Below are 22,711 nucleotides of genomic sequence, written 5' to 3' on the forward strand. Positions count from 1 at the left end.
TGCTTGCTACGTTAAGGATTCAATTTCACATGAAAAAAGTCACCCGATTCAAGTACAACCAGTTTTTGCAGCAGGTTGCCCGACTGAACCATTTGGACAATAAAGACGATATTAATACCAAATTTACCGTTGAGCCGTCCATTGCGCAAAAACTGGAAACCAAACAACAGGAAAACAGTGTCTTTCTGTCAAAAATTAATGTGTGGGTAGTGGATGAGAAAGAGGGTGAAAAAGTAGGTTTAAGCATTGACCGCCCAATCGCCAGCACGACTGACACCTCGCAGAAAGAGCGTGAAGCATCCGATCCAAGTGGTTTGGATGGAAGAAAGTACAACTGTAAGCAAACTAACTTTGATACCGCACTGCCCTATATCAAACTCGATATGTGGGCAAAATTCCCTGATTTTCAGATACGTATTCGTAACGCCATCGTGAAGCGTCAGGCGCTGGATCGTATCATGATCGGCTTTAACGGCACTCACCGTGCGAAAACCTCCGATCATACCGTCAATAAACTATTGCAAGACGTAAACCGTGGCTGGTTGCAAGGTATCCGCGATGATGCGGCGAGTCAGGTGATGGATAAAGTCGTTGATGAGCAAGGTGACGTTATTTCAGCAAAAATTCGGGTAGGCAAAGGCGGTGATTTCCATAATCTGGATGCTTTGGTCATGGCAGCCACTGATGAGTTGATTGAGCCATGGTTCCAGGAGGATACCGAACTGGTGGCGATTGTGGGCCGCCAGCTACTGGCGGATAAATACTTCCCGATCGTCAATCAGGAGCAGCCGAACAGTGAAGCGTTAGCCGCAGATTTAATTATCAGCCAGAAGCGTGTTGGCGGTCTGCCAGCAGTCCGTGCGCCCTCTTTCCCGCCGAATGCCGTCTTTATCACTCGTCTGGATAACTTGTCCATTTACTGGCAGGACGGTACCCGCCGCCGCCACATTATCGACAATCCAAAACGTGATCGTATTGAAAACTATGAATCGGTCAACGAGGACTATGTGGTCGAAGATTTCGGCTGTGTGGCGCTGATTGAAAACATTGAGTTCGGTGATTTTTCCGCCCCAGCAGAGGGTTAATCCATTATGTGCAACCCCGTTCGCCGCCATCGCTTATTTGTAGCAGCTCAACAGTCGAACTCACTAAGTCAGACGGCCAATCTCAGCCATGCCAGCAACTACGAACTGTTGTTATTCAAGCTGCAACAAGATATGGCCCAATTGAGCCGTATTGAGTCGATCATCCGTAAAGCGGAGGCCAAACGAAACATGTTACCCACCTACCAGCCGTGGATCGCAGGTGTGCTGGCAAAAGAGAGTGGCGAGCAGGACGATATTCTAATGCGCATGTTGATTTGGCATCTGGATGTGGGTGATACCGGCAACGCTTTAGATATCGCGGAATATGCCATCAAGCATGACTTAGTGACACCCGATAGTTTTAAACGCACCACCGCATGCCTGATTGCTGAGGAGGTGGCAGCCATCGCGCAACGCACCTTAACCGCACAGCAACCACTGGATACCACCCAACTGCTGCGCGCCCAACAGATTTTAGCGGGTCAGGATATGCCGGATATCGTCAGCGCACGTTTGCACAAGTTTGTTGGCTATGCCCTGCGTCAGGACGGCGACAACGTTCTTGCAATGGCAAACCTGAAAATTGCGTTGCAGTTGGATGAGAACAGCGGTGTGAAAACCGATATCAAAAATCTTGAGAAGCTGATTCAAACAGCCTCATAACCTTACGCCCCGGCGAGGGCGGCACAGTGGCTAGTCAGGATATTTTCACCCCGACAACGCCGCCGTCCACCGCCCGTTTTATTTTGCGAGAGTCAGCATGGATATCGTGATCAATACCACTCAGGTCGCAACACCGCCAGCACTAACAGAAAAGGCCCTAATCAAAAATGAGGGTTTTTGGCCCGATATCGACCTGAATCAGTATCGTGATGAATCACGCCAAGACGGCACTATTACTCAGCCGCGTGTTATTGAAGCGGCACTGTTCGCCATCAATGAAGTCAATGATCGGTTATCGGTCTGGCGCGTAACCCAGCAAAAGCTGGGTTACTTGTCGGCGGCGGATGTGCCAGTGGAAAAACTGAACGATGAAAGCACCCGTATTCAGTTATACCGCACCGCGGTGTTTTGCCTGATGCAAGCCCGTTTAACTGATCGTTTTCGCGGATTTGATACCACGGGCGCAGGAGGGAAAAGGGCCGATTCACTGGAGCCGACCATTGATAACCTGCGCCGTGATGCGGCTTGGGCGATTAACGATATTCAGGCTATCAACCGCATGACGGTGGAGTTGATTTAATGCGCGTTCTGGCTCAGCAGTACGACACCGTTGACGCCATGTGCTGGCGCTACTACGGCCGCACCGTAGGTGTGACAGAAAAAGTGCTGGCTGCCAATCCGGGCTTGGCTGACCTCGGGCCAATCTTGCCACACGGTTACCCGGTGGAAATGCCCGAGGTCAGCGCGGCAGTCACCACGCAGACCCTACAACTTTGGGATTAATTGCACCGCCAAGATTCCCCAGAAAGGGGTAATGGATATGAAAATGCCAGAAAAAGATCCGCGTTGGATAGGTGCGATGCTTGACTTTTATTCAACGCACTCCACGGTAATCAATGGCTTTCTGATCGCCTTTGCAGTGGCGTTTCGCCGCGTAGTTTGGGGTGGCGGTAAGCTTCGTGAAGCAATTGGCGAGGGCGTTGTTTGCGGATTGGTTGGTGTCAATATTGGGCCAGTCATCTCTCCAATGCTGATTTGCGCCATTGATGCCATCCCCGGACTAAACGGCGCATTAACTGAAGTCGCCGCTGGAAAAGTAGAAATATTTATCAGTTGTCTGGTTGGGCTGATTGGCTTACAGGCTATTCGTGAGCTGGTATTCAGAATTGTAAGTAAAAAGACGGGAGCCACTGATGCCAAAAAATAAATATATTTTCGGCAAGATGAGCGAACGCAATCTGATCGGCGTGCATCCTGATTTGGTCAAGGTCGTTCGCCGTGCACTGGAACTCACCCCGATTGATTTTAAGGTGATTGAGGGCTGCCGCACAGTGGAGCGCCAACGGGAACTGGTTAAAGTTGGAGCCAGCCAAACCTTGAATAGCCGTCACTTAACCGGCCATGCGATTGATATCGTGCCGCTGCCAGACGGTAAAGTCAGTTGGGAATGGAAATATTTCTACCCGATGGCCGCCGCGATGAAACAGGCCGCCGCCGAGTTGGGGATCGCCGTGGAATGGGGTGGTAACTGGACAACCTTTAAAGACGGCCCGCATTTTCAATTACCCGCCCGTCAATATCCGAGCTAATCCATGTCAATTATCAATACAGCCCCGCTCGCCTGGACGGTTGCCGCCGTCTTGCTGATCACCAATGGCGTGCAAACCTATCGTTTGTCTGAGGCCCGTCAAGTAGTGATTGACCGGCAAGCGGCCGAAGTAGCCAGTAAAAACGGGCAACTTATCACTCTGGCACTGGCTGCTAATGCCAACAATCGGGCACAGGCGCGATTGCGCCAACAGGTTGCCTGTGCGGATCAGCTTTTGGCGCAACACAACAGTCAACTTAAGAGGTTATACCGTGAAAATGAAACCTTACGCCGCTGGGCTGATACTCCCCTGCCTGATGATATTATCCGGCTGCGTCAGCGCCCCGCCCTCACTGGGGCCGCAGATTACCGTCAATGGCTGTCCGAAAGTCACAGCGTGCCTGTTTCCGGCGGCCAAACCACAAACTAACGGCGATTTAAACGACGATATCGACCAGTTGGAAGCGGCTTTACACGCCTGTGCGGCGCAGGTTGATACCGTGCTGGCTTGCCAGCAAGGGGCCGCTGATGTTAAAGCCTGATTCGCTGCGTACCTCCATTCTAAAAACCGTGCCGTATATCAAGCAAAATCCCGACTGCCTGCATGTATTTATCGATAAAGGGGCGATTATTGCCACGCTGGCCCCGTCATTATCGTTTGAGTATCAGTACACCTTAAATCTGGTGGTAACCGATTACGCCGATAGCATTGATTTGATTGTTGTCCCGATCCTACATTGGTTGCGTACCAACCAGCCGGATATTATGGCAAATCCCGATAAGCGTCAGGATGGCTTCACCTTTGAGGCCGACTATCTGGATAATAAGGTTTGTGATATCAGCTTTGACATTAAACTGACCGAGCGCACCATCGTGAAAGAGCAAGATGGGGTATTAACCGTGACTCACATGGAAGAGCCAGTGCCGCCGGAATATTTTGTCAAAAGTTACAAAGTGAATGTTGACGGTAAAACCGTGGCGGAGTGGGCCGCATGAGTGACCTGCATGAGCTAGATCAAACCCTATCAATTTTACTGGCGCAATTATCCCCACAGGCGCGTGGCGCATTTATGCGGCAGGTCTCTAAAGAACTGCGCCAGCGCCAACAAAAGCACATTCAGGCACAGCAGAATCCAGACGGATCCCCCTTTGTCGCCCGCAAGAAAAAACGCCGCGATAAACAAGGCCGTATCAAGCGCAAGATGTTTACTAAGCTGCGCACCGCCCGTTATATCAAAAACGAATCCAACGCCGACGAAGCCGCAGTGACCTTTAGCGGCAAGGTTAATAATCTGGTTAGGGTGCATAACTACGGCTTGCGCGATAAGGTTAGCCGCAACGGGCCAACAGTGAAATACGAGCGCCGCCAGTTGTTGGGTTTTACTGACGGCGACAGTGAATGGATTGGAGATCTGGCGTTGGAGTGGCTTGGGAAGTCATGCTAAATCACAGCATCCCATGGGTTTTAGCATAATCGCGCAACACTTCATTCATCTTAGTTTGCCATCCATCACCCTGCGCCCGATAGGCGTCCACCACATCGTGATCAATCCGTAACTTAACTGGCTCTTTCGGATTTGCCAGTTTTGGACGGCCACGGGTTTTTATCACCTTTTCCGCGCCCTCTTTACCAAACAATTCGGTAAATACCTCGGTGGCTGGACGTGCGCGGGCAAACTCTGCCTCGCCCCACTCAGGGTTATCTGTCATGGTGACTTTACTGATTTTTTTGTTCATATCGCTTTACCTCGCGGGAATTTGCCTTGCGCAGGCTGATAACATGCACCTTGCCGTTACGTGGTGTGAATACCAACATATGTAACCGCGCCTCAATGTAGCCCAGTGCCTGAAACCGCCGCTCTGGATATTCCTTTCGTAGATCCTCAACAATTAGCGCGGTAGCAACTTCAAAATCACGCGCCATCTCAAAGGACAATTTACGTTCAGCAATATTTTTTTCGTTTTTGGTTGGGTCGTAAGATATGTCCATATATTTAATGTACCCCCAATAAATGTATCAATGCAAGCATTATAGCAATCTCCGGCACAGTATCATTTACCTTGTGCCATCCCTCACACAAAACCCATCACATGCCCCGCGCGCCCGTAGGCGGCAGACTGTCCGAATGAATATCCTTATTGCTAGCCTCAAACGCCTATTGGCTAACATTATCCGCATTGGCATCGTCTCAGACGTCGATCTTGCTAACGGATTGTGCCGGGTAAAAATCGGCAACCTTGAAACCGATTGGCTCAATTGGTTAACCCTGCGCGCCGGTCGGGTGCGTTTTTGGTCTGCGCCCTCTGCGGGTGAGCAAGTGATGGTGTTGAGTATCGGCGGTGAACTTACCACCGGTTTTGTGCTGCCCGCCATCTTTTCGGATGCCAATTCTGCGCCGTCACAATCGGCGGATGGCATGGTGATCACCTTTCCTGATGGCGCTCGTTTTGAGTATGAGCCGGAAACCAGTCATTTAGCGGTGACCGGAATAGCTACGGCGGTGATAAATGCCAGTGAGTCAGTCAATGTCACCGCCCCACAGATCACCTGTACGGCATCAGTCAAAATCACACTGGATACCCCCGAAGTGGAATGCACCCATAACCTGACCACCGCCACACTGAGCGTGAAGAAAGGCGGCAGCATGAGCGGCAATATTGAGCATGGTGGCGGCAAGTTCTCGTCTAATGGCGTGGTGCTCCATAAGCATGACCACGGCAACGTGCGGCGTGGTGGCAATTGGACTCAGGGGGTTAAATGACAACCTATAAATATAGCGGCATGAACCGTAATACTGGGTTGCACATCGGGGATATTGACCATATCCGCCAGTCAATCAGCGACATTCTGAGCACGCCGCAAGGCTCGCGAGTGATGCGCCGTGATTATGGCTCGCTATTATCGACCCTGATCGACCAGCCGCAAAATCCCGCACTACGCCTAAAAATGATGGCCGCTATTTATGGCGCGGTCATGCGTTGGGAACCGCGCGTTACCCTAAATGCTATCAGCATCACCACCCAGATTGACGGCAAGATGATTGTTGATTTAACCGGTAGCCGCACAGACAGCAACAGCCAGTTAAGTCTGAGCGTACCTTTAGGGGGGCAATGATGCCAAGCATTGATTTAAGCCAGTTACCGGCCCCTTTGGTGGTGGAACCACTGGATTTTGACAGCCTGTTTACCTTACGCAAAGAGGATTTTATCGCCTTATACCCGAGCGACCAGCAAGCCGCTGTACGGTTAACACTGTCATTTGAATCTGAACCCATCGTGAAGCTGTTGCAGGAAACCACTTACCGCGAGTTGCTGTTGCGCCAGCGGGTGAATGAGGGGGCGCAGGCGGTGATGGTGGCATATGCCATTGGCAGTGATTTAGACCAACTTGCCGCAAATAATGGTATTGAACGGCTGACTATTACACCCATGAATCCTCACGCTATCCCGCCCATTGCCGCAGTGATGGAGTCTGACGACGATTTACGGATTCGTATACCGCAAGCCTTTGAGGGCTTAAGTGTGGCCGGACCAACCGGCACTTATGAATATCACGCCCGCAGCGCTGATGGTCGGATTGCTGACGCATCCGCAATCAGCCCCTCACCCGCCTGTGTCACGGTAACCGTACTATCTCGTGAAGGTAATGGCAAAGCCTCGCAAGATTTATTAAATAAGGTTTTTGCCGTGCTGAATGACGAGAACGTGCGCCCTGTTGCGGATCGATTAACGGTGAAAAGTGCCGAAATAGTCGGTTATCGCATCGATGCCAAACTCTATTTTTACCCAGGACCAGAAGCCGAACCCATTCACGCAGCGTCTGAAGCCCGATTGCAAATCTATATCAATACCCAACGTCGGTTAGGGCGTGATATTCGTCTTTCTGCTATTTACGGTGCGCTGCATGTTGAGGGGGTACAGCGGGTAGAACTGACCACCCCGAGGGTTGATGTGGTGCTCAATAGAACGCAAGCCGCTCATTGCATGGGTTATACCCTGACGACTGGAGGCGCTGATGAATAAGCGCTTATTGCCTGTTGGTTCAACGCCACTGGAGATTGCTGCCGCACAAGCCTGCGCCCGTATGACTGAAGTTGAGGTGCCATTGCGCCAATTATGGTGCGCTGATACCTGTCCGCAGGTATTGCTGCCTTACTTAGCATGGGCGTGGTCGGTGGATCGCTGGGATGAACATTGGCCGGAAGCAACTAAACGCGCTGTCATCAAGGTTTCGTACTCAATTCATAAACGTAAAGGCACCATCGGCGCATTGCGCCGTGTTGTCGAGCCACTAGGCTATCTGATCCGTGTTATCGAATGGTGGAAAACCAACGAGGCACCCGGCACCTTTCGCCTGGATGTTGGCGTGCTGGAAACCGGTATTACTGAGGAGATGTATCAGGAGTTGGAGCGGCTGATTGATGATGCCAAGCCCTGTAGCCGCCATCTGATCGGCCTGTCGATTAATCTCGATGTAAACGGAACTATCCCCATCAGCACCGCCAGCTATGACGGCGACGAAATGACCATTTACCCCTATCTACCCGAAACCATTACCGTCAGCGGCCAAGGCTATTGCGGTGGCGTTGTGCATTTGATTGATGATATGAGAGTGAACCCATGACAGCGAAATATTTTGCGCTACTGACCAATTTAGGTGCAGCCAAACTGGCAAATGCGGCAGCTCTCGGCACCCCATTACAGATTACACAAATGGCCGTGGGTGATGGCGGCGGTATATTACCTACGCCAAACCCAGCACAGACCCAGCTTGTTCGTGAAAAACGTCGCGCCGCACTAAATTCATTAAGTATTGATGAAGCTAATAGTAGCCAGATTATCGCCGAGCAAGTGATCCCCGAAACGGACGGCGGTTGGTGGATACGTGAAGTTGGCTTATTTGATAAAGACGGCATTCTGATCGCCATTGCCAACTGCCCGGACACCTACAAGCCACGGTTACAAGAGGGCAGCGGCCGCACGCAGACCGTACGTATGGTGCTGATTGTCAGCAGTACAGAGGCAGTAACGCTAAAAGTTGATCCCTCAGTGGTGCTGGCAACACGTAAATATATTGATGATCAGGTGATTACCATCAAAACCTATGCTGATGAAAGTATGGAAAAACACCTGAAAGCCCCCCATCCACACAGCCAATATTTGCAGATAAATAAATTGTTTTCAGAGATTAATACATTGGGCGCAGAAGCAATCGCACAGGCTTGCGCTCACCTTGGTTTAACCGAAGCCACGCTTAATCTCTATCCCCCAGGTGCACCTATTCCGTGGCCGAGTGATGAGCTTCCGTCAGGTTACGCCCTGATGCAAGGGCAAAGATTTGATAAAACTCAATGTCCACTACTGGCAAAAGCCTACCCTACCGGAATTATTCCAGATATGCGCGGCTGGATAATCAAGGGTAAACCTAAACATAGTCGAGCTGTGTTATCGCAAGAAATGGATGGCAACAAATCTCATACGCATAGCGCTACCGCATCCAGTACTGATTTAGGTACCCGGTGGACGGCCATATTTGATCACGGCACCAAAGTAACAGATGTTCAAGGTCTACATAGTCATAACGACCAGAGAATTATCGGTAACACGGGGCTTGGTGTCCCACGTTCCCACCTAGGTCAGTATTACTCCATTACCAATAAAGGAAACCATGCTCATAATGTCAGCATCGGTGCCCATGCCCATACCATTGAATTAGGCGCTCACGGTCATTCCATTACGGTTAAGAGCAGCGGTAACGCTGAAGCCACCGTTAGAAACGTAGCTTTTAACTATATTGTGAGGTTGGCATGAAAGAGACATTTGCGTTCTCGGATGAAAATCGCATTATCACGATGTACAACTACTCACCCGTAACCGGTGAATTTATTGGGCAAAGTGATGCCTTTATTCCGGCAAAAACAGGGCTCCCCGCACATTGTACTGTTATCGCACCACCGCAAATATCCGCAGGTCATGCGGTGGTATTTACTGATGATAATTGGCAGTTGGTTGCAGATCATCGCCAGCAGCAGGTTTATGACACGACAACCTGCCAGCCTGTCACTGTAGAGATGTTAGGACCACTGGCTGATAACCTTACCGCACTGGCACCCGCGACATCCTTTGATCAATGGGATGGTAGTGCATGGTGCGTAGATAACGACAAAATAGCCGCGTTTGCCCGCAGTCATCGTAATGCTCTTATTGTCGCCACTGATCCAATGATGGTCAGCGACTATTCAATTAACGATACCCCACTGACCAAAGCCCAGCGCAGTGAATTAACTGTTACTCGCGCTGCCTATCGTGCGTGGCCGACACTGGAGAACTGGCCGCTGATTGAGTTACCAGAATTACCACAATGGCTTTTGATTGAGTCGGTGAATCAGGGCTATATTATTCCCTCCTGGCCGCCAGCGGTATAATCTCCCGACTGTGGGGTTCGCTTATCTATCTTGTGCCATTCCCCACACAACCTCCATCACCTGCTCCCCGCGTAGTTATCCGGCACCATAGGCAATAATCGCTTAACCGGAGAGAACGCATGTCTGCAACCGATTACCACCATGGTGTGCGCGTCATTGAAATTAGCGAAGGCACTCGCCCGATCCGCACTGTCAGTACGGCGGTGGTCGGGATGGTTTGTACCTCCGAAGATGCTGACGCCACCGTATTTCCACTCAATACCCCGGTATTACTCACCGATGTTTTAGCTGCCAGTGGTAAGGCTGGTGACTTCGGCACTTTAGCTTACTCACTGGATGCCATCAGTGACCAAACCAAGCCACTCACGGTTGTTGTCCGTGTCGCACAAGGTGAAACCGAAGCTGAAACCACCTCTAATATTATTGGCGGTTCTACGCCGGATGGCCGCTACACCGGCATGAAAGCGCTGTTAGCCGCACAGGGCAAGTTTGACGTCAAACCACGTATTTTGGGTGTACCAGGTCATGACACCAAAGCCGTTTCCACTGCGCTGCTTTCCATTGCTCAGAGTCTGCGCGCCTTTGCTTACATCAGCGCCTACGATTGCAATACCAAAGAAGAGGCCATTAAGTACCGTGAAAACTTCAACCAGCGTGAAGCGATGTTGATTTGGCCTGATTTTCTCAGTTGGTACACGCTAGTCGCTGCCGAAGATATCGCTTACGCCACCGCCCGCGCTTTAGGCTTACGTGCCAAGATTGATAATGACGTGGGCTGGCATAAATCCCTGTCTAACGTGGCCGTCAATGGCGTGACAGGTATCAGTGCCGATGTGTTTTGGGATCTGCAAAACAGCGCTAGCGATGCTCATTTGCTCAACAGAAAAGACATTACCACCCTGATCCGCAAAGATGGCTTCCGTTTTTGGGGTTCCCGCACCTGCTCTGATAATCCGATGTTTTCCTTTGAGAATTACACCCGCACAGCACAAGTATTGGCTGACACCATGGCTGAGGCCCATATGTGGGCCAACGATAAGCCGCTTACCCCGTCACTGGCAAAAGACATTATTGAGGGCATTCGCGCCAAAATGCGTGAATTGAAATCATTGGGCTATTTGATCGATGGCGATTGCTGGTACGACGACAGCGTGAACGATAAAGACACCCTGAAAGCGGGCCGCCTGTTTATTGATTACGACTATACGCCAGTGCCACCACTGGAAGATTTAACCCTGCGCCAGCGCATTACTGATCGCTATCTGGCTAATTTCGCCGCCGCCGTTAATAGCTAAGGAGCTTAATTATGGCCTTACCACGCAAACTTAAGTTCCTGAATGTATTCAATGACGGGAACAGCTATCAAGGGGTGGTTGAATCGATCACCTTGCCAAAATTAAACCGCAAATTTGAAGAGTTTCGCGGCGGCGGGATGAACGGCAGCGCCAAGGTTGATTTGGGGTTAGCTGACGGCGCGTTAGATGTTGATTGGACGTTAGGCGGTATTGAGTCCGAGATTTACAAGCAATGGGGGGTAACTAAAGTCGATGGCGTGCTACTGCGCTTTGCTGGCTCCTATCAGCGCGACGATACCGGCGAAACCCACGCAGTAGAAATTGTGATGCGTGGCCGCCATGAGGAAATTGACGGTGGCGACAGCAAGCAAGGTGATAACACCACGACCAAGATTTCCACCAAAAACACCTACTACAAATTGACGTGGGACGGCGAAGTGCTGATCGAGGTCGATATTGTGAATATGGTCGAAATGGTCAACGGCGTCGATATGTTGGAAGCCCACCGCCGCAATATTGGCCTTTAATACCCCTCATCAGAGAATGGATGACGAGTCGCGATAGCCCAATCGATGGGGAAATGTTCCGTTCGGGTCGTAGCGGCTTAGGCCGCCGGAGCGCCCGTAGGAACAGTCGCCCCGTCGCACTCGGGGGCAAACCTCCTAACTTTTAATCGGATAATTATTATGAAAAAAGACACGACTGAACCCCAATTTAATGTAATCACGCTGGATGTGCCTATTATCCGGGGTAATACCACGATTACCGAAGTGACGGTCAATAAACCCAACGCCGGAGCGCTGCGCGGTGCCAAACTGCAAGCATTGCTAGATACCGATGTTGACGCACTGATCCGTGTATTACCTCGTATCACTACCCCTAATCTGACCGTGCCAGAAATTAGCAACCTTGATCCGGCTGATATCTATGCACTGTCTCAGGCGCTGGCGATTTTTTTCTTGCCGAACTCGGTCAAGTCAGACTACCTGAGTGCTTAACGGTTGACGATTTGGTGGCGGATATCGCGGTCACTTTCCATTGGCCGCCATCAGCTACCGACCCAATGACTATTGGCGAGCTTTTAGAATGGCGGCATAAAGCCATTATCCGTAACGGGGGCAGCGATGAGTGATAAGAACCTCCGCTTACAGGTTTCTTTAAGCGCCATTGATAAAATTACCAAGCCATTTAAATCTATGTTGGCCAGCAATAAAACGCTGGCCGCATCGATTAAAGCGACGAAAGACCAACTCAAACAACTGGATACGCAGTCCGGCAAGATTGAGGGCTTTCGTAAGAATAAAGTGGCGGTTAATGGTGCCGCTCAAGCGCTGGCCGCCGCACGCGATAAAGCGCGCCAACTCGCCACCGAATTAAAATACAGTGCCGCACCGACCGCTAAGCAGGCCAAAGAGTTTAAACGCGCCAGTGAAGAGGCCGCCAAACTAAAACAAAAATACAATGATTTACGCACCGCGCTACATACCCAGCGTAGCGCATTGCAAAATAGCGGTATTGCCACTAACCGATTAGGTCAGGCACAGCGATCCCTTAAAGCCAATATCACCAGCACCACCGCCGCGCTGACCGCACAGCAGCGGCGATTAGAACAGCAAGCGCAGCAGCAACAGCGCCTTAGCGCTGCCCGCAACCGCTTTGATAGCAGCAATCAGCGCAAAGCCATTGCCGCCGGATTGGGCTACACCTCGCTCTCCACTGGCCGCGCCATGGGCCGCGGGATTGAAAGCGCCTTGCATGTCGGTTATGAGTTTGATGCCATGATGAGCGGCACTCAGGCGGTAACCCGCATTAAAGATAAAAACTCGCCTGAAATGCAAGGTATGCGCCATCAGGCGCGTACCTTGCCGCTGACATCTAAATTTACCGATCTGCAAGTCGCCGAGGGTCAATATTACCTTGGCCGTACTGGCTACAGCCCTAAGCAGGTCGTCGGGGCCATGCCGGGTATGTTGAATCTGGCAGCGGCCGGGGATATCGATCTCGGTACCACCGCAGATATTGCCTCCAATATTCAAACCGCGATGGGGATTCCAGCGGAGAAAATGGATCGGGTGGCTGATGTGCTCACCGCCCTGTTTACCCGTAATAACGTCGATATCCCGATGTTGGGTGAATCTATGAAATATTCCGGTGGTGTTGGGCGCGAATACGGGCAGAGTCTGGAAACTGTTGCGGCGTCTACCGCCATGCTGGGTAGCGCCGGTATTCAGGGCAGTCAGGCCGGTACCACCATGCGCAGTATCTTAAGCCGTATTGGTGGATCCAGTACCGTTAAAGATTTAGGCGTTAAAACTGCTGATAAAAACGGCAATATGCGCGATTTGGTTGATATCCTGAAAGATATCAATGAGAAAACCGCGAAAATGGGCAACGTTGAGCGCGGCGCTATTTTTAAAGATATCGCCGGACAATATGCTGTTACCGGTTTTGGTGTGTTGATGCACGCTGCCGGTAATGGCTCACTAGATAAGATGCGCGGGCAGCCCGGCGAGTATGACGGCGAAGCGGCTCGCGTAGCTGCCACTAAGTTGGATAACCTGAAAGGCGACATGACCATCATTCATGCCGCTTTGGAGAACGTCAGCGTTGAATTATTTGAAAAAAATGACGCATGGCTTAGGTCAACAGCCAAAAGCATTACTGAGTTTATGCATGGCGTGGCTGAGTTTCTCAAGGCCCACCCAAAAATCAGCCTTGGCATTGTGCAGGTAGGTACCGCTGTCGCTATCGCGACTGCCGCATTTGGTGCGCTGGCGATTGCTGTGGTCGGTATTTTGGGGCCGTTCGCGCTACTGCGTTTTACCACCTCAGTATTGGGTATTCGCTTACTGCCGCGCCTGTCGTTGGGTATGTCCAAACTGGCGAGCACCACCCCGATAACCACACGTCAGATTGGCGCTTTTAGTCGCTCACTGCTCACCCTGTCTAAAAATGGCGGCCAGTCGGCTGTTACCAGCCTTAAAGGGCTGGGGAATGGGCTGGTTAGTGTGGTGCGATCGCCGGTTAAATCCGGTATTAGCGGCTTTAAAATGCTGGGTAATGGCATTAGCTGGCTGGCTAAGTCCCCACTTAAATTCCTGCGTTTTGCCCTTGGCGGCTTGGGTAGTCTGCTTGGGATTTTAATCAGCCCGATTGGCCTGATTGCGGCGGCCATCGTGGGCGCTGGTTTACTGATTTACAAATACTGGAAACCGATTAAAGCATTTTTGGGGGGCGTGGTAGAGGGCTTTATGCAAGCCGCTGCCCCGATTAAAGAAGCACTAAAACCGCTGGGGCCGGTGTTTGACTGGATTGGTGATGCGGTTAAAAACGTGTGGAACTGGTTTAAAAAGTTACTGGAACCAGTGCAATCGACCACCGCCGATTTAAACAGCGCCGCCGATGCTGGGAAATCCTTTGGTCAGTTCTTGGCTGATGGTATCAATCTGGCAATGACGCCGCTCAAATTACTGATCTCATCCATTAAGTGGGTGTTGGAAAAGCTGGATGAAGTAAAACAGCGCTCCGAGAAAACCCGCGAACTGGCGCAGAGTAATCCGGCGGTAGCGGCCGCCGCAGGTAACTACGGCATCACATGGAAGCCCGCCCCAAAGGGCAACAGCGCCGCTGATATTGCCGCGAAATATACCGGTGAATATGATAGTGGTGGCTATATCCCGCTGGGTAAATTTGGCGTAGTGGGTGAGCATGGCCCTGAAATCATCAACGGCCCCGCGCAAGTTACCGGCCGCCGTAATACCGCCGCAATGGCGGTCGCGGCTTCCATGTTATTCAGTGGCTATCAGGCCGCCGCCGCACCGCTGCATCCATACAGTTTACCGGCGGCGCAGTACCGCAGTCACAATAACGGCCAATCCGGCAACCAACAGCAAAACCAAGTCAGCACTGGTGCACCCATTATCAATATCTACCCGCTGCCACAACATGACGCGCAAGATATCGCGCGTGAGGTAGCCCGCCAGCTAGCCGCCCACCGCAGCCAGGCACAAAGTAAATCAAACCGCAGTTATCAAGACCATGACGATTAAGGAGCACTAACATGATGATGGCATTTGGGATGTTTATATTTATGCTGCAAACCGTCCCCTACCAAGATTTTCAACATCAAATGGCATGGCGTCACCCGTCAAATGCCCGTATCGGCTTGCGGCCAATCAGCCAATTTTTAGGGCCAGATGAAGAATCAATTACCCTGTCCGGCGTGTTATACCCAGAATTGACCGGCGGTAAAGTCTCATTGATGGCGCTACAACTGATGGCTGAAACGGGTAAGGCTTGGTCATTGATTGAAGGGAATGGCGCGATCCACGGCATGTTTGTAATTGAGAATCTTAGCCGCACCAAAAGTATCTTTTTCAGTGACGGTTCGGCACGCAAGATTGAATTCACGCTGACATTAAAACGTACCGATGAATCTTTAAAAGAGATGTTTGGTGATTTATCTCAGCAATTTGACGATATCGCCGCGCAAATATCTGATACCGCCAGCGGGTTATTATCATGATCGATATCCTGTCCAATAACGGTCATAACGCACCGGATTATTCTATTACCGTGGATGGCATCGATAAAAGCGGCGGCATTAAAAAGCGGTTAATGTCGTTAACCTTGACTGATAATCGCGGTTTTGAAGCTGATCAGCTGGATATTGAACTGGATGATTCAGACGGTCAATTAGTACTGCCACGTCGCGGGGCAAAAATAGCGGTTGCACTGGGCTGGCAAGGGGCGGCGCTAATGGATAAAGGCGTATTTACCGTGGATGAAATAGAGCACAGCGGCGCACCGGATAAGCTGACTATTCACGCCCGCAGTGCAGATTTTCGTGAAACACTGAATGTTCGCCGTGATCAGTCATACCATAAAACCACTATTGGCGGGATCATTAAAATAATTGCCGAGCGCAATAGACTCACGCCAACTTTAAATAAAGCCATGTCTGATTTAACGGTTGACCATATAGACCAAACCAACGAATCAGACGGTAATTTAATTACCCGACTGGCAAAACAATATGGCGCTATTGCCGCGGTAAAAAATGGAAATCTGTTATTTATCAAACAAGGTCAGGCGAAAACCGCCAGCGGTAAACCGATTCCGGTTATGACCCTTATTCGCAGTTTGGGTGACGGCCATCAATTTAGTATGGCTGACCGGGGCGCTTATACCGGCGTGGTGGCAAACTGGCTGAATACCCGCACCACGGAAAAGCCGGTGGTTAAGGTAAAACGTAAGCGCAAAACAACCAGCACCGCCAAGCCCAAAGAGCCGGAAGAGCCGGAAGAGAAACAAGGTGAATATCTGATCGGTACTGATGAAAATGTACTGACCTTACGCACCACTTACGCCAGCAAATACAATGCACAGCGAGCGGCTAAATCGAATTGGGAACGACTGCAACGCGGCGCGGCTAAATTTTCTATTCAGCTTGCGAAGGGGCGCGCAGATCTCTATCCCGAAGTACCAGTTAAAGTGACCGGATTCAAAAAACAGATTGATGAAGCTGATTGGACATTGGTGACTGTGACCCATTCAGTGAGTGACAGTGGTTTTACTACCGTGCTGGAGCTAGAGGTGAAAATAGATGATTTGGATATGGAATGATGATTTTTAATCAATAATCACGCATAATTATCATTAACACCGACCCTAGTCGGGATGATACCGGAGTCCGGATCATGTTCAATTGCCCTTTATGCCACGGAGCAGCCCATACCCGCAGCAGCAGCCAGGTAACCACCGAAACCAAAGAGCGCTATCACCAATGTATTAATGTGAATTGCGGCCATACCTTTGTGACGGTGGAAAGTTTCATGCGTTCAATATCGAAACCTAGCGAGATAAACCCGGTCCAACCTCATCCACAAACCGAAGGTCAGGTAGTCATGTTTTGACCACTGAAAAGAAATTTATCTGCCCTACCCTCATCCCGCTTTTGCGGGATTTTCTATGACACCAAAAACCGATGCTGCCATCGTGCTGCCATTTTGCTGCCACTTGCCAAATCTCAGGCACAAAAAAACCGCCTCACGGCGGCTAACGACATACTCATACTACTTTGTTTTACTTAGAATATTTTCCATGGTGCCCGGGGCGGGACTTGAACCCGCACAGCCATAAGCCGAGGGATTTTAAATCCCTTGTGTCTACCGATTTCACCACCCGGGCTCTGGAAAACTGGAGGCGCGTCCCGGAGTCGAACCGAGGTAGACGGATTTGCAATCCGTAGCATGGCCACTCTGCCAACGCGCCTTATTCTTCTTTGCCTTTACAGCTTAGGTCCGCTTAAAGCCAACCTATTAATTTGGAGCGGGAAACGAGACTCGAACTCGCGACCCCGACCTTGGCAAGGTCGTGCTCTACCAACTGAGCTATTCCCGCAACATCAGAACTTACTGATTTTTTTGCTATCTTTCGACATTTTGTTGCTGCCGTCTGATGCGATGCATTCTACTTACCTGACGCAGTGAGTCAATAAAATTATCTGACTAATGCGTTCGTTTGCTGCTTTTTACGGCGCTTCGATCAAGGTTCGAGCAAATCTTTCCAGGCAGCGTTTAAATATTGAAACATTGACCAGAATGTCAGTACCGCAGCAATGTAAAGAAGAACAAAGCTAGCAAGCTCGATGTTATGATCTGGACGCCAAAGTAAGCCGACCAACGACCCCATTTGAGCTGTTGTTTTAACTTTCCCAATCCATGATACCGCGACACTACTGCGTTTACCAAGTTCAGCCATCCACTCACGGAGGGAGGAAATGATAATTTCACGGGCAATCATGGTTGCAGCTGGCAACGTAATCCACCAGACGTGGTAATGCTCAGCAACCAGCACCAACGCGATGGCAACCATGACCTTATCCGCTACAGGGTCAAGAAAAGCCCCAAAGCGGGTTGTTTGCTTCCAACGGCGGGCTAAAAAGCCATCAAACCAATCGGTTGCTGCTGCAAACACAAATATGATGGCACAAACCATCGGAGCCCATACGAATGGCAGATAGAATGCCAAAACAAAGAATGGGATGAGTACAACGCGGAACAGGGTAAGCCAAGTCGGTATATTCAATTGCATAATGCTACGATAACTATCTGGCTGGTGAGGACATTATGAGTATGGTGCAACATTAGCCTCAGTGTTTCAATGCATTGTAGATTTTTTCTGCCAATGCTTGTGAAATACTCGGCACTTTTGCAATTTCCTCAACGCTTGCGTTCAATAGAGGTTGCAGCCCACCCATATATTTCAGCAAAATTTGCCGTCTTTTAGGGCCGATCCCCTCTATCGTTTCTAACGCACTGGTATTTTTTACTTTAGAACGACGCTGCCGGTGCCCGGTTATTGCATGGTTGTGAGAGTCATCACGGATATGTTGAATCAAATGTAATGCTGGCGAATCAGGTGGCAACGAAAAGCCTTCCCCTTCTGCAGCCAAGAACAATGTTTCCAGCCCCGCTTTCCTATCACTTCCTTTTGCAACCCCAACCAATAAAGGCTTTTGCTTATCCCAGGGTACGTTGAGCGAAGCAAAAACGTCAAAAGCCTGAGACAACTGGCCTTTCCCTCCATCAATAAAAATAACGTCAGGTATTTTTTTCTCATCTAATGCCTTACCATACCTACGCTTAAGTACTTGGGACATCGCTGCATAATCATCACCGGGCGTGATGCCACTAATATTGTAGCGTCTATATTCTGAACGTACAGGACCATTCGCATCAAATACTACGCAAGACGCTACTGTTTGTTCCCCCATCGTATGACTGATGTCAAAACACTCCATACGATTGATCTCATCAAGATTCAAAATCTTGGCTAATTCTTTCATCCGCTGATGAATAGTTGATTGCTGTGATAAGCGAGTAATCAACGCGGTGGAGGCATTTGTACGAGCAAGCTTCAGATAGCGTGCTCGATCACCTCGGGGACGACTTTGGATCTGAATTTTCCTTCCAGCCAACTCAGAAAGTGATGAGGCCAACAGATCTTTTTCTTCAAGTATGAAGTCCAACAAGATTTCGCCAGGGAGTGTACGCCCCTGACTTCCTTGTAAGTAAAACTGCCCAACAAATGTCTGGACGACTTCACTTAGCTCGGTTCCTGCAGGTACTTTCGGGAAGTAACTTCGACTTCCAAGCACTTTACCCTGCCGTATAAATAGCACATGGACACAAGCTAACCCGGCATCGAATGCAACACCGATAACATCGAGATCCTCGCTGTCGCCGGAAACAAACTGCTGCTCGGTAACTCGCCGTACAGCCTGAATTTGATCTCGAATACGGGCTGCATCTTCAAAATTCAATGACTTGCTGGCTTCTTCCATACGAGAAATCAGTTGGGTTAAGACTTGTTGATCTTTCCCTGACAGGAACAAGCGCACATAATCAACCTGACGCTGATACTCTTCATCACTCACCAGTCCCGCAACACAGGGCCCAGAACAACGACCGATTTGATACTGCAGGCAGGGCCGTGAGCGATTGCGGTAAACACTATTTTCACACTGTCTGACAGGAAAAAGCTTTTGCAGCAATGCCAACGTTTCGCGAACAGCATAGGAGTTTGGAAATGGTCCGAAATACTCCCCTTTTTCGTGCTTTGCTCCACGATGAATTGCCAGACGCGGATGCGTATCCGCGCTTAAGAAAATAAGTGGGTACGACTTATCATCCCGCAACAACACATTGTAACGAGGTTGATAAAGTTTGATGTAATTATGCTCAAGCAACAAAGCTTCCGTTTCTGTATGGGTAACAGTCACGTCAATCTGAGCAATATTTTTGACCAAAGTCTCTGTTTTACGACTCGCGACTTGGGCACGAAAATAACTCGTCAGGCGCTTCTTAAGGTCTTTTGCTTTGCCGACATAAATAACTGTTCCCGCCTTATCATACATACGGTAGACGCCAGGTTGGCTGGTGACAGTTTTTAAAAACTCTTTAGAATCAAAACAATCAGTCACTATTAGATAACATCTCCGCGTTAAACAGACCATGGCGGATAGCCAAATGTGTCAATTCAACATCACCACTAATATTAAGCTTGCTAAACATCCGGTAACGATAGCTGTTCACTGTTTTAGGACTCAGGTGAAGTTGTTCCGATATCTCATTCACCTTTTGGCCTTTAGTTATCATTAGCATAATTTGTAACTCACGCTCTGACAAACAGCTAAAAGGCGTTTCAGTGGGCGGTTCCAACTGACCCAGCGCCATCTGTTGTGCAATATCCGAAGCAATATAACGTTGGCCCGAATGAACGGCACGGATAGCAGTAACAACATCCTGAGGCGCTGCGCCTTTACTTAGATAACCACCAGCACCCGCCTGCATGACTTTCGCAGGCAGCGGATTTTCCGTATGAATGGTTAGCATAATAACTTTAGTATCTGGAGAATAACGCAAAATCTTACGCGTAGCTTCCAACCCGCCGATACCGGGCATATTCATATCCATCAAAACTATATCGACAACATGGCTACGGCACCATTTTACCGCATCTTCGCCACACTGCATCTCACCTGCTACCTTGATACCCTTGATATCTTCAAGAATGCGTCGTATCCCTGCGCGCACCAGTTCGTGGTCATCAACAAGAAGAACGCTAATCAAAGAAAATTCTCCAAAAATAAGGGAGTAACCTAATCACGCTTTGTTTACGACAACGATATTACTTGTTTTCGATCCAATAATGAATACAGAAAAATTGCAAAATCATATCTATATTGTTTGACATATATTATTTCCATCAACATTTTAACTATGTACATAAATTTACTGACATATCAATTAACAGGCTGATAAAAAAGAAAAGTTTTTTTAAGATTTTTCTTGGCGCAAATCAGCTATTCATACGAGAAATAATTATGAACATTAAGTGAGTTAATTTATGTCAAAACACAACATGTTGATACTAGTAAAGATCAAGTAAAACCGTACTGATTTTCATACATAGGAATTATTCTTAGTTTTGTTTATTTCTTGTTTATCTCTTATTCATTTTCAAAGCGTGTGATTCTTGACACAAATTCCCTATTCGAAAATGACATGGTTTTTATGAACATAACTAACTTAATTAAGATAAAGCGTAGGTATGATAAGAAACATCGACAGATAGTCTCTTTCGTCAGCATAACCTTGGTCAGAAATTGGGCTACCAATAAAAGATTGCGCACTTGTTATCAAAGCGAACTATCAGTTTATGGTATAATGCATCAACTGTTTAATAATGCTGCGAATGTTCACTGCGATACTGGGCTCTCCAAATCACCTTGTTCACTGGCAAGCCATCACTTCAGGAAAAAAAATGAGTAATCCAGACTTTACCACTTCTGCTGATCCAGAAACTTTAGCAAATGAAGTTGCTTGCTTGAAAGCAACATTGACTCTACTGCTAAAAGCAATCGGCCAAGCCGATGCGGGGAAAGTAATCTTAAATATCGAACGCTCCATTGCCGGTATCGAAGACGCTGCTCAAGCTGAAGTTTTCACCAATACAGTTGCTCAGATTAAGAACGGCTATCGTCAATAGCAGCCATATACAACATGTAATAAGCCAATTTACCCTGCTGCCTATTGCTAAACTTCATTAACTTTATTCAATCGGCAGCTTCTTTTTTATCTTTCGAGAGTGTGATGGGATTATTGCTTAAGGCACTAATAGGTGCCAGCGTGGTGGTATTGATTGGGGTATTATCGAAAACACGTAATTACTATATTGCTGGTTTAATTCCCTTGTTTCCTACTTTCGCCCTCATCGCACACTACATTGTCGGTAAAGAGCGCAGTATCGAAGCATTGCGTACAACAATTATATTCGGTTTGTGGGCCATTATTCCTTACTTTGTTTACCTGATATCACTCTATTTTTTCATCGGACACTTACGCTTATCGCAAGCTTTGGCAGCAGCGGTTCTATGCTGGGTAATTGTCGCCTGGATACTCATATCTACCTGGGGTCAATGGCACAGTTAGTGACTAACTATGCCACAAAGTCCGTTAAATCAACGTAATAACAACAAAATAAGCGCATGAATAGCTAACATTACTACTGAGAAAATAAGATTCAGGTTACTGATAGACTTTGACCTGAGTTCATCTGAAGACTCATCGCTTACCTGAATTTTCCTGATTCTGTAGATCCAATACCCGCCAAGTAACACAAAAAGCAGCGCTAACGACACCGCTAATAGAGGATATCCCCACACCAAATACTCACTCAGCGCTGCAATAGCAAACCAAAGAATGACAAAGACCATGATTGACCACCTAAAGTTTTAGTCGTTCGAGCTTAGCACACTCCTTAAAAACCACTAAATTGAGCCAATAAGGAAGTCGTGAAAATTCAGACACGATAAGAAATTTTAGTATAAATACATCATAAAAATCAGCATCAGGTTAGTCATTCGTTAATTGCCCTACAGAACATTGGAGTCAATCGAACATAAGAACAGAACATAATATTTAGCAAAAACCAAAAAACCAGTTTAATCACCTAATCACAAACTATAAAAAAACAAAAAATAACAACTTACGCACAAAAAATAAAATACCAAAAAACCAAATTAAGTAGTTTTATTACATCAAGAATTCATTGCATTGGCCGTTATACATTACACCTATTTTTAATAAA

At 48.6% G+C, this 22,711-nt stretch carries 31 protein-coding genes, 3 tRNA genes and 1 pseudogene; 26 read left to right on the top strand and 9 right to left on the bottom strand.

Annotated features, from left to right (window positions below; translation table 11 throughout):
• The first annotated feature begins 29 nt into the window (after positions 1-29).
• From ACZ76_RS00575 to ACZ76_RS00615, 10 genes and pseudogenes are all read left to right on the top strand, one after another.
• Entirely contained in the window at positions 30-1,085 is a 1,056-nt protein-coding gene (locus ACZ76_RS00575) for a phage major capsid protein, P2 family (RefSeq protein ID WP_048615844.1), read from the top strand.
• Positions 1,086-1,091: 6 nt separating this feature from the next.
• Positions 1,092-1,748, top strand: coding sequence for a phage terminase small subunit (gene gpM / locus ACZ76_RS00580; RefSeq protein ID WP_048615845.1), 657 nt, complete (start codon positions 1,092-1,094; stop codon positions 1,746-1,748).
• A gap of 97 nt (positions 1,749-1,845) precedes the next feature.
• Positions 1,846-2,328 (top strand): head completion/stabilization protein, encoded by a 483-nt coding sequence (locus ACZ76_RS00585; RefSeq protein ID WP_048615846.1) that lies wholly within the window; start codon positions 1,846-1,848, stop codon positions 2,326-2,328.
• Complete coding sequence (locus ACZ76_RS00590) at positions 2,328-2,531, top strand: tail protein X (protein WP_048615852.1); 204 nt, start codon at positions 2,328-2,330, stop codon at positions 2,529-2,531. The genes ACZ76_RS00585 and ACZ76_RS00590 overlap by 1 nt, the downstream gene beginning before the upstream one ends.
• A 37-nt stretch (positions 2,532-2,568) precedes the next feature.
• Positions 2,569-2,955 carry a phage holin family protein gene (locus tag ACZ76_RS18045; RefSeq protein ID WP_071840454.1) on the top strand — a complete coding sequence of 129 codons (387 nt, stop codon included), beginning with the start codon at positions 2,569-2,571 and terminating at the stop codon, positions 2,953-2,955.
• Entirely contained in the window at positions 2,942-3,337 is a 396-nt protein-coding gene (locus ACZ76_RS00600; protein ID WP_048615854.1) for a M15 family metallopeptidase, read from the top strand. Before ACZ76_RS18045 ends, ACZ76_RS00600 begins: the two co-directional genes overlap by 14 nt.
• 3 nt (positions 3,338-3,340) lie before the next feature.
• Complete coding sequence (lysB, locus tag ACZ76_RS00605; protein ID WP_048615859.1) at positions 3,341-3,766, top strand: Rz-like lysis system protein LysB; 426 nt, start codon at positions 3,341-3,343, stop codon at positions 3,764-3,766.
• Positions 3,678-3,878: pseudogene (gene lysC / locus ACZ76_RS19480) on the top strand (Rz1-like lysis system protein LysC); the annotation flags it as partial. The gene lysB and the pseudogene lysC, both read left to right, overlap by 89 nt.
• Entirely contained in the window at positions 3,865-4,332 is a 468-nt protein-coding gene (locus ACZ76_RS00610; protein ID WP_048615860.1) for a phage tail protein, read from the top strand. The pseudogene lysC and the gene ACZ76_RS00610, both read left to right, overlap by 14 nt.
• Complete coding sequence (locus ACZ76_RS00615; RefSeq protein ID WP_048615862.1) at positions 4,329-4,781, top strand: phage virion morphogenesis protein; 453 nt, start codon at positions 4,329-4,331, stop codon at positions 4,779-4,781. The genes ACZ76_RS00610 and ACZ76_RS00615 overlap by 4 nt, the downstream gene beginning before the upstream one ends.
• Before the next feature lies 1 nt (position 4,782).
• Here ACZ76_RS00615 and ACZ76_RS00620 read toward each other — a convergent pair whose 3' ends face one another.
• Both ACZ76_RS00620 and ACZ76_RS00625 read right to left on the bottom strand, forming a co-directional pair.
• Positions 4,783-5,073 carry a BrnA antitoxin family protein gene (locus ACZ76_RS00620; RefSeq protein WP_048615864.1) on the bottom strand — a complete coding sequence of 97 codons (291 nt, stop codon included), beginning with the start codon at positions 5,071-5,073 and terminating at the stop codon, positions 4,783-4,785.
• The gene (locus tag ACZ76_RS00625) at positions 5,054-5,326 is read right to left on the bottom strand and encodes a BrnT family toxin (RefSeq protein ID WP_048615866.1); all 273 of its coding nucleotides are present in this window, start codon (positions 5,324-5,326) and stop codon (positions 5,054-5,056) included. The genes ACZ76_RS00620 and ACZ76_RS00625 overlap by 20 nt, the downstream gene beginning before the upstream one ends.
• A 136-nt stretch (positions 5,327-5,462) precedes the next feature.
• On the opposite strand from ACZ76_RS00625, the gene ACZ76_RS00630 reads away from it, so the two are divergent.
• The 14 genes from ACZ76_RS00630 to ACZ76_RS00695 all read left to right on the top strand — a co-directional run bounded on the left by ACZ76_RS00630 (position 5,463) and on the right by ACZ76_RS00695 (position 16,971).
• Positions 5,463-6,098: a phage baseplate assembly protein V gene (locus ACZ76_RS00630; protein WP_048615868.1), complete on the top strand. Its 636-nt coding sequence runs from the start codon at positions 5,463-5,465 to the stop codon at positions 6,096-6,098.
• Positions 6,095-6,451: a GPW/gp25 family protein gene (locus ACZ76_RS00635; RefSeq protein ID WP_048615870.1), complete on the top strand. Its 357-nt coding sequence runs from the start codon at positions 6,095-6,097 to the stop codon at positions 6,449-6,451. Before ACZ76_RS00630 ends, ACZ76_RS00635 begins: the two co-directional genes overlap by 4 nt.
• Positions 6,451-7,359, top strand: coding sequence for a baseplate assembly protein (locus ACZ76_RS00640; RefSeq protein WP_048615872.1), 909 nt, complete (start codon positions 6,451-6,453; stop codon positions 7,357-7,359). The genes ACZ76_RS00635 and ACZ76_RS00640 overlap by 1 nt, the downstream gene beginning before the upstream one ends.
• Entirely contained in the window at positions 7,352-7,960 is a 609-nt protein-coding gene (locus tag ACZ76_RS00645) for a phage tail protein I (protein WP_048615874.1), read from the top strand. The genes ACZ76_RS00640 and ACZ76_RS00645 overlap by 8 nt, the downstream gene beginning before the upstream one ends.
• Positions 7,957-9,147 carry a phage tail protein gene (locus ACZ76_RS18690; RefSeq protein ID WP_053082167.1) on the top strand — a complete coding sequence of 397 codons (1,191 nt, stop codon included), beginning with the start codon at positions 7,957-7,959 and terminating at the stop codon, positions 9,145-9,147. Before ACZ76_RS00645 ends, ACZ76_RS18690 begins: the two co-directional genes overlap by 4 nt.
• Complete coding sequence (locus ACZ76_RS00655; RefSeq protein WP_048615875.1) at positions 9,144-9,761, top strand: tail fiber assembly protein; 618 nt, start codon at positions 9,144-9,146, stop codon at positions 9,759-9,761. Before ACZ76_RS18690 ends, ACZ76_RS00655 begins: the two co-directional genes overlap by 4 nt.
• 119 nt (positions 9,762-9,880) lie before the next feature.
• The gene (locus ACZ76_RS00660; protein WP_048615876.1) at positions 9,881-11,056 is read left to right on the top strand and encodes a phage tail sheath protein; all 1,176 of its coding nucleotides are present in this window, start codon (positions 9,881-9,883) and stop codon (positions 11,054-11,056) included.
• Between the two features lie 11 nt (positions 11,057-11,067).
• Entirely contained in the window at positions 11,068-11,583 is a 516-nt protein-coding gene (locus ACZ76_RS00665) for a phage major tail tube protein (protein ID WP_048615877.1), read from the top strand.
• A 159-nt stretch (positions 11,584-11,742) separates the two neighbouring features.
• Entirely contained in the window at positions 11,743-12,054 is a 312-nt protein-coding gene (locus ACZ76_RS00670) for a phage tail assembly protein (RefSeq protein ID WP_048615879.1), read from the top strand.
• Positions 12,055-12,068: 14 nt separating this feature from the next.
• Positions 12,069-12,188 carry a GpE family phage tail protein gene (locus ACZ76_RS00675; protein ID WP_004705491.1) on the top strand — a complete coding sequence of 40 codons (120 nt, stop codon included), beginning with the start codon at positions 12,069-12,071 and terminating at the stop codon, positions 12,186-12,188.
• Positions 12,181-15,105: a phage tail tape measure protein gene (locus tag ACZ76_RS00680; protein ID WP_048615881.1), complete on the top strand. Its 2,925-nt coding sequence runs from the start codon at positions 12,181-12,183 to the stop codon at positions 15,103-15,105. The genes ACZ76_RS00675 and ACZ76_RS00680 overlap by 8 nt, the downstream gene beginning before the upstream one ends.
• 11 nt (positions 15,106-15,116) lie before the next feature.
• Positions 15,117-15,581 carry a phage tail protein gene (locus ACZ76_RS00685; RefSeq protein WP_048615882.1) on the top strand — a complete coding sequence of 155 codons (465 nt, stop codon included), beginning with the start codon at positions 15,117-15,119 and terminating at the stop codon, positions 15,579-15,581.
• Complete coding sequence (locus ACZ76_RS00690) at positions 15,578-16,681, top strand: phage late control D family protein (RefSeq protein WP_048615884.1); 1,104 nt, start codon at positions 15,578-15,580, stop codon at positions 16,679-16,681. Before ACZ76_RS00685 ends, ACZ76_RS00690 begins: the two co-directional genes overlap by 4 nt.
• Before the next feature lie 74 nt (positions 16,682-16,755).
• A complete protein-coding gene (locus tag ACZ76_RS00695; protein WP_048615886.1) occupies positions 16,756-16,971 on the top strand; it encodes an ogr/Delta-like zinc finger family protein in 216 nt (71 codons plus the stop codon).
• Positions 16,972-17,159: 188 nt separating this feature from the next.
• Here ACZ76_RS00695 and ACZ76_RS00700 read toward each other — a convergent pair.
• The 6 genes from ACZ76_RS00700 to uvrY all read right to left on the bottom strand — a co-directional run bounded on the left by ACZ76_RS00700 (position 17,160) and on the right by uvrY (position 20,691).
• Positions 17,160-17,245, bottom strand: a tRNA-Leu gene (locus ACZ76_RS00700).
• Positions 17,246-17,255: 10 nt separating this feature from the next.
• Positions 17,256-17,329, bottom strand: a tRNA-Cys gene (locus ACZ76_RS00705).
• Positions 17,330-17,382: 53 nt separating this feature from the next.
• Positions 17,383-17,458 (bottom strand) — tRNA-Gly (locus ACZ76_RS00710).
• 144 nt (positions 17,459-17,602) lie between these two features.
• The gene (pgsA, locus tag ACZ76_RS00715; RefSeq protein ID WP_032815476.1) at positions 17,603-18,151 is read right to left on the bottom strand and encodes a CDP-diacylglycerol--glycerol-3-phosphate 3-phosphatidyltransferase; all 549 of its coding nucleotides are present in this window, start codon (positions 18,149-18,151) and stop codon (positions 17,603-17,605) included.
• Between the two features lie 58 nt (positions 18,152-18,209).
• Positions 18,210-20,042 carry an excinuclease ABC subunit UvrC gene (gene uvrC, locus ACZ76_RS00720; protein WP_048615889.1) on the bottom strand — a complete coding sequence of 611 codons (1,833 nt, stop codon included), beginning with the start codon at positions 20,040-20,042 and terminating at the stop codon, positions 18,210-18,212.
• Positions 20,035-20,691 carry a UvrY/SirA/GacA family response regulator transcription factor gene (gene uvrY, locus ACZ76_RS00725; RefSeq protein ID WP_048615891.1) on the bottom strand — a complete coding sequence of 219 codons (657 nt, stop codon included), beginning with the start codon at positions 20,689-20,691 and terminating at the stop codon, positions 20,035-20,037. Before uvrY ends, uvrC begins: the two co-directional genes overlap by 8 nt.
• A 694-nt stretch (positions 20,692-21,385) precedes the next feature.
• On the opposite strand from uvrY, the gene ACZ76_RS00730 reads away from it, so the two are divergent.
• Both ACZ76_RS00730 and ACZ76_RS00735 read left to right on the top strand, forming a co-directional pair.
• Positions 21,386-21,610 (top strand): DUF2594 family protein, encoded by a 225-nt coding sequence (locus ACZ76_RS00730; RefSeq protein ID WP_004877540.1) that lies wholly within the window; start codon positions 21,386-21,388, stop codon positions 21,608-21,610.
• A gap of 104 nt (positions 21,611-21,714) precedes the next feature.
• Entirely contained in the window at positions 21,715-22,053 is a 339-nt protein-coding gene (locus tag ACZ76_RS00735) for a GlpM family protein (protein WP_048615894.1), read from the top strand.
• Between the two features lie 29 nt (positions 22,054-22,082).
• Here the strand turns inward: ACZ76_RS00735 and ACZ76_RS00740 are convergent, their stop codons facing one another.
• Positions 22,083-22,337 (bottom strand): hypothetical protein, encoded by a 255-nt coding sequence (locus tag ACZ76_RS00740; RefSeq protein WP_048615896.1) that lies wholly within the window; start codon positions 22,335-22,337, stop codon positions 22,083-22,085.
• Positions 22,338-22,711 lie beyond the last annotated feature (374 nt).

It is taken from the genome of Yersinia aleksiciae, from assembly GCF_001047675.1.
Classification (GTDB): Bacteria; Pseudomonadota; Gammaproteobacteria; order Enterobacterales; family Enterobacteriaceae; genus Yersinia; species Yersinia aleksiciae.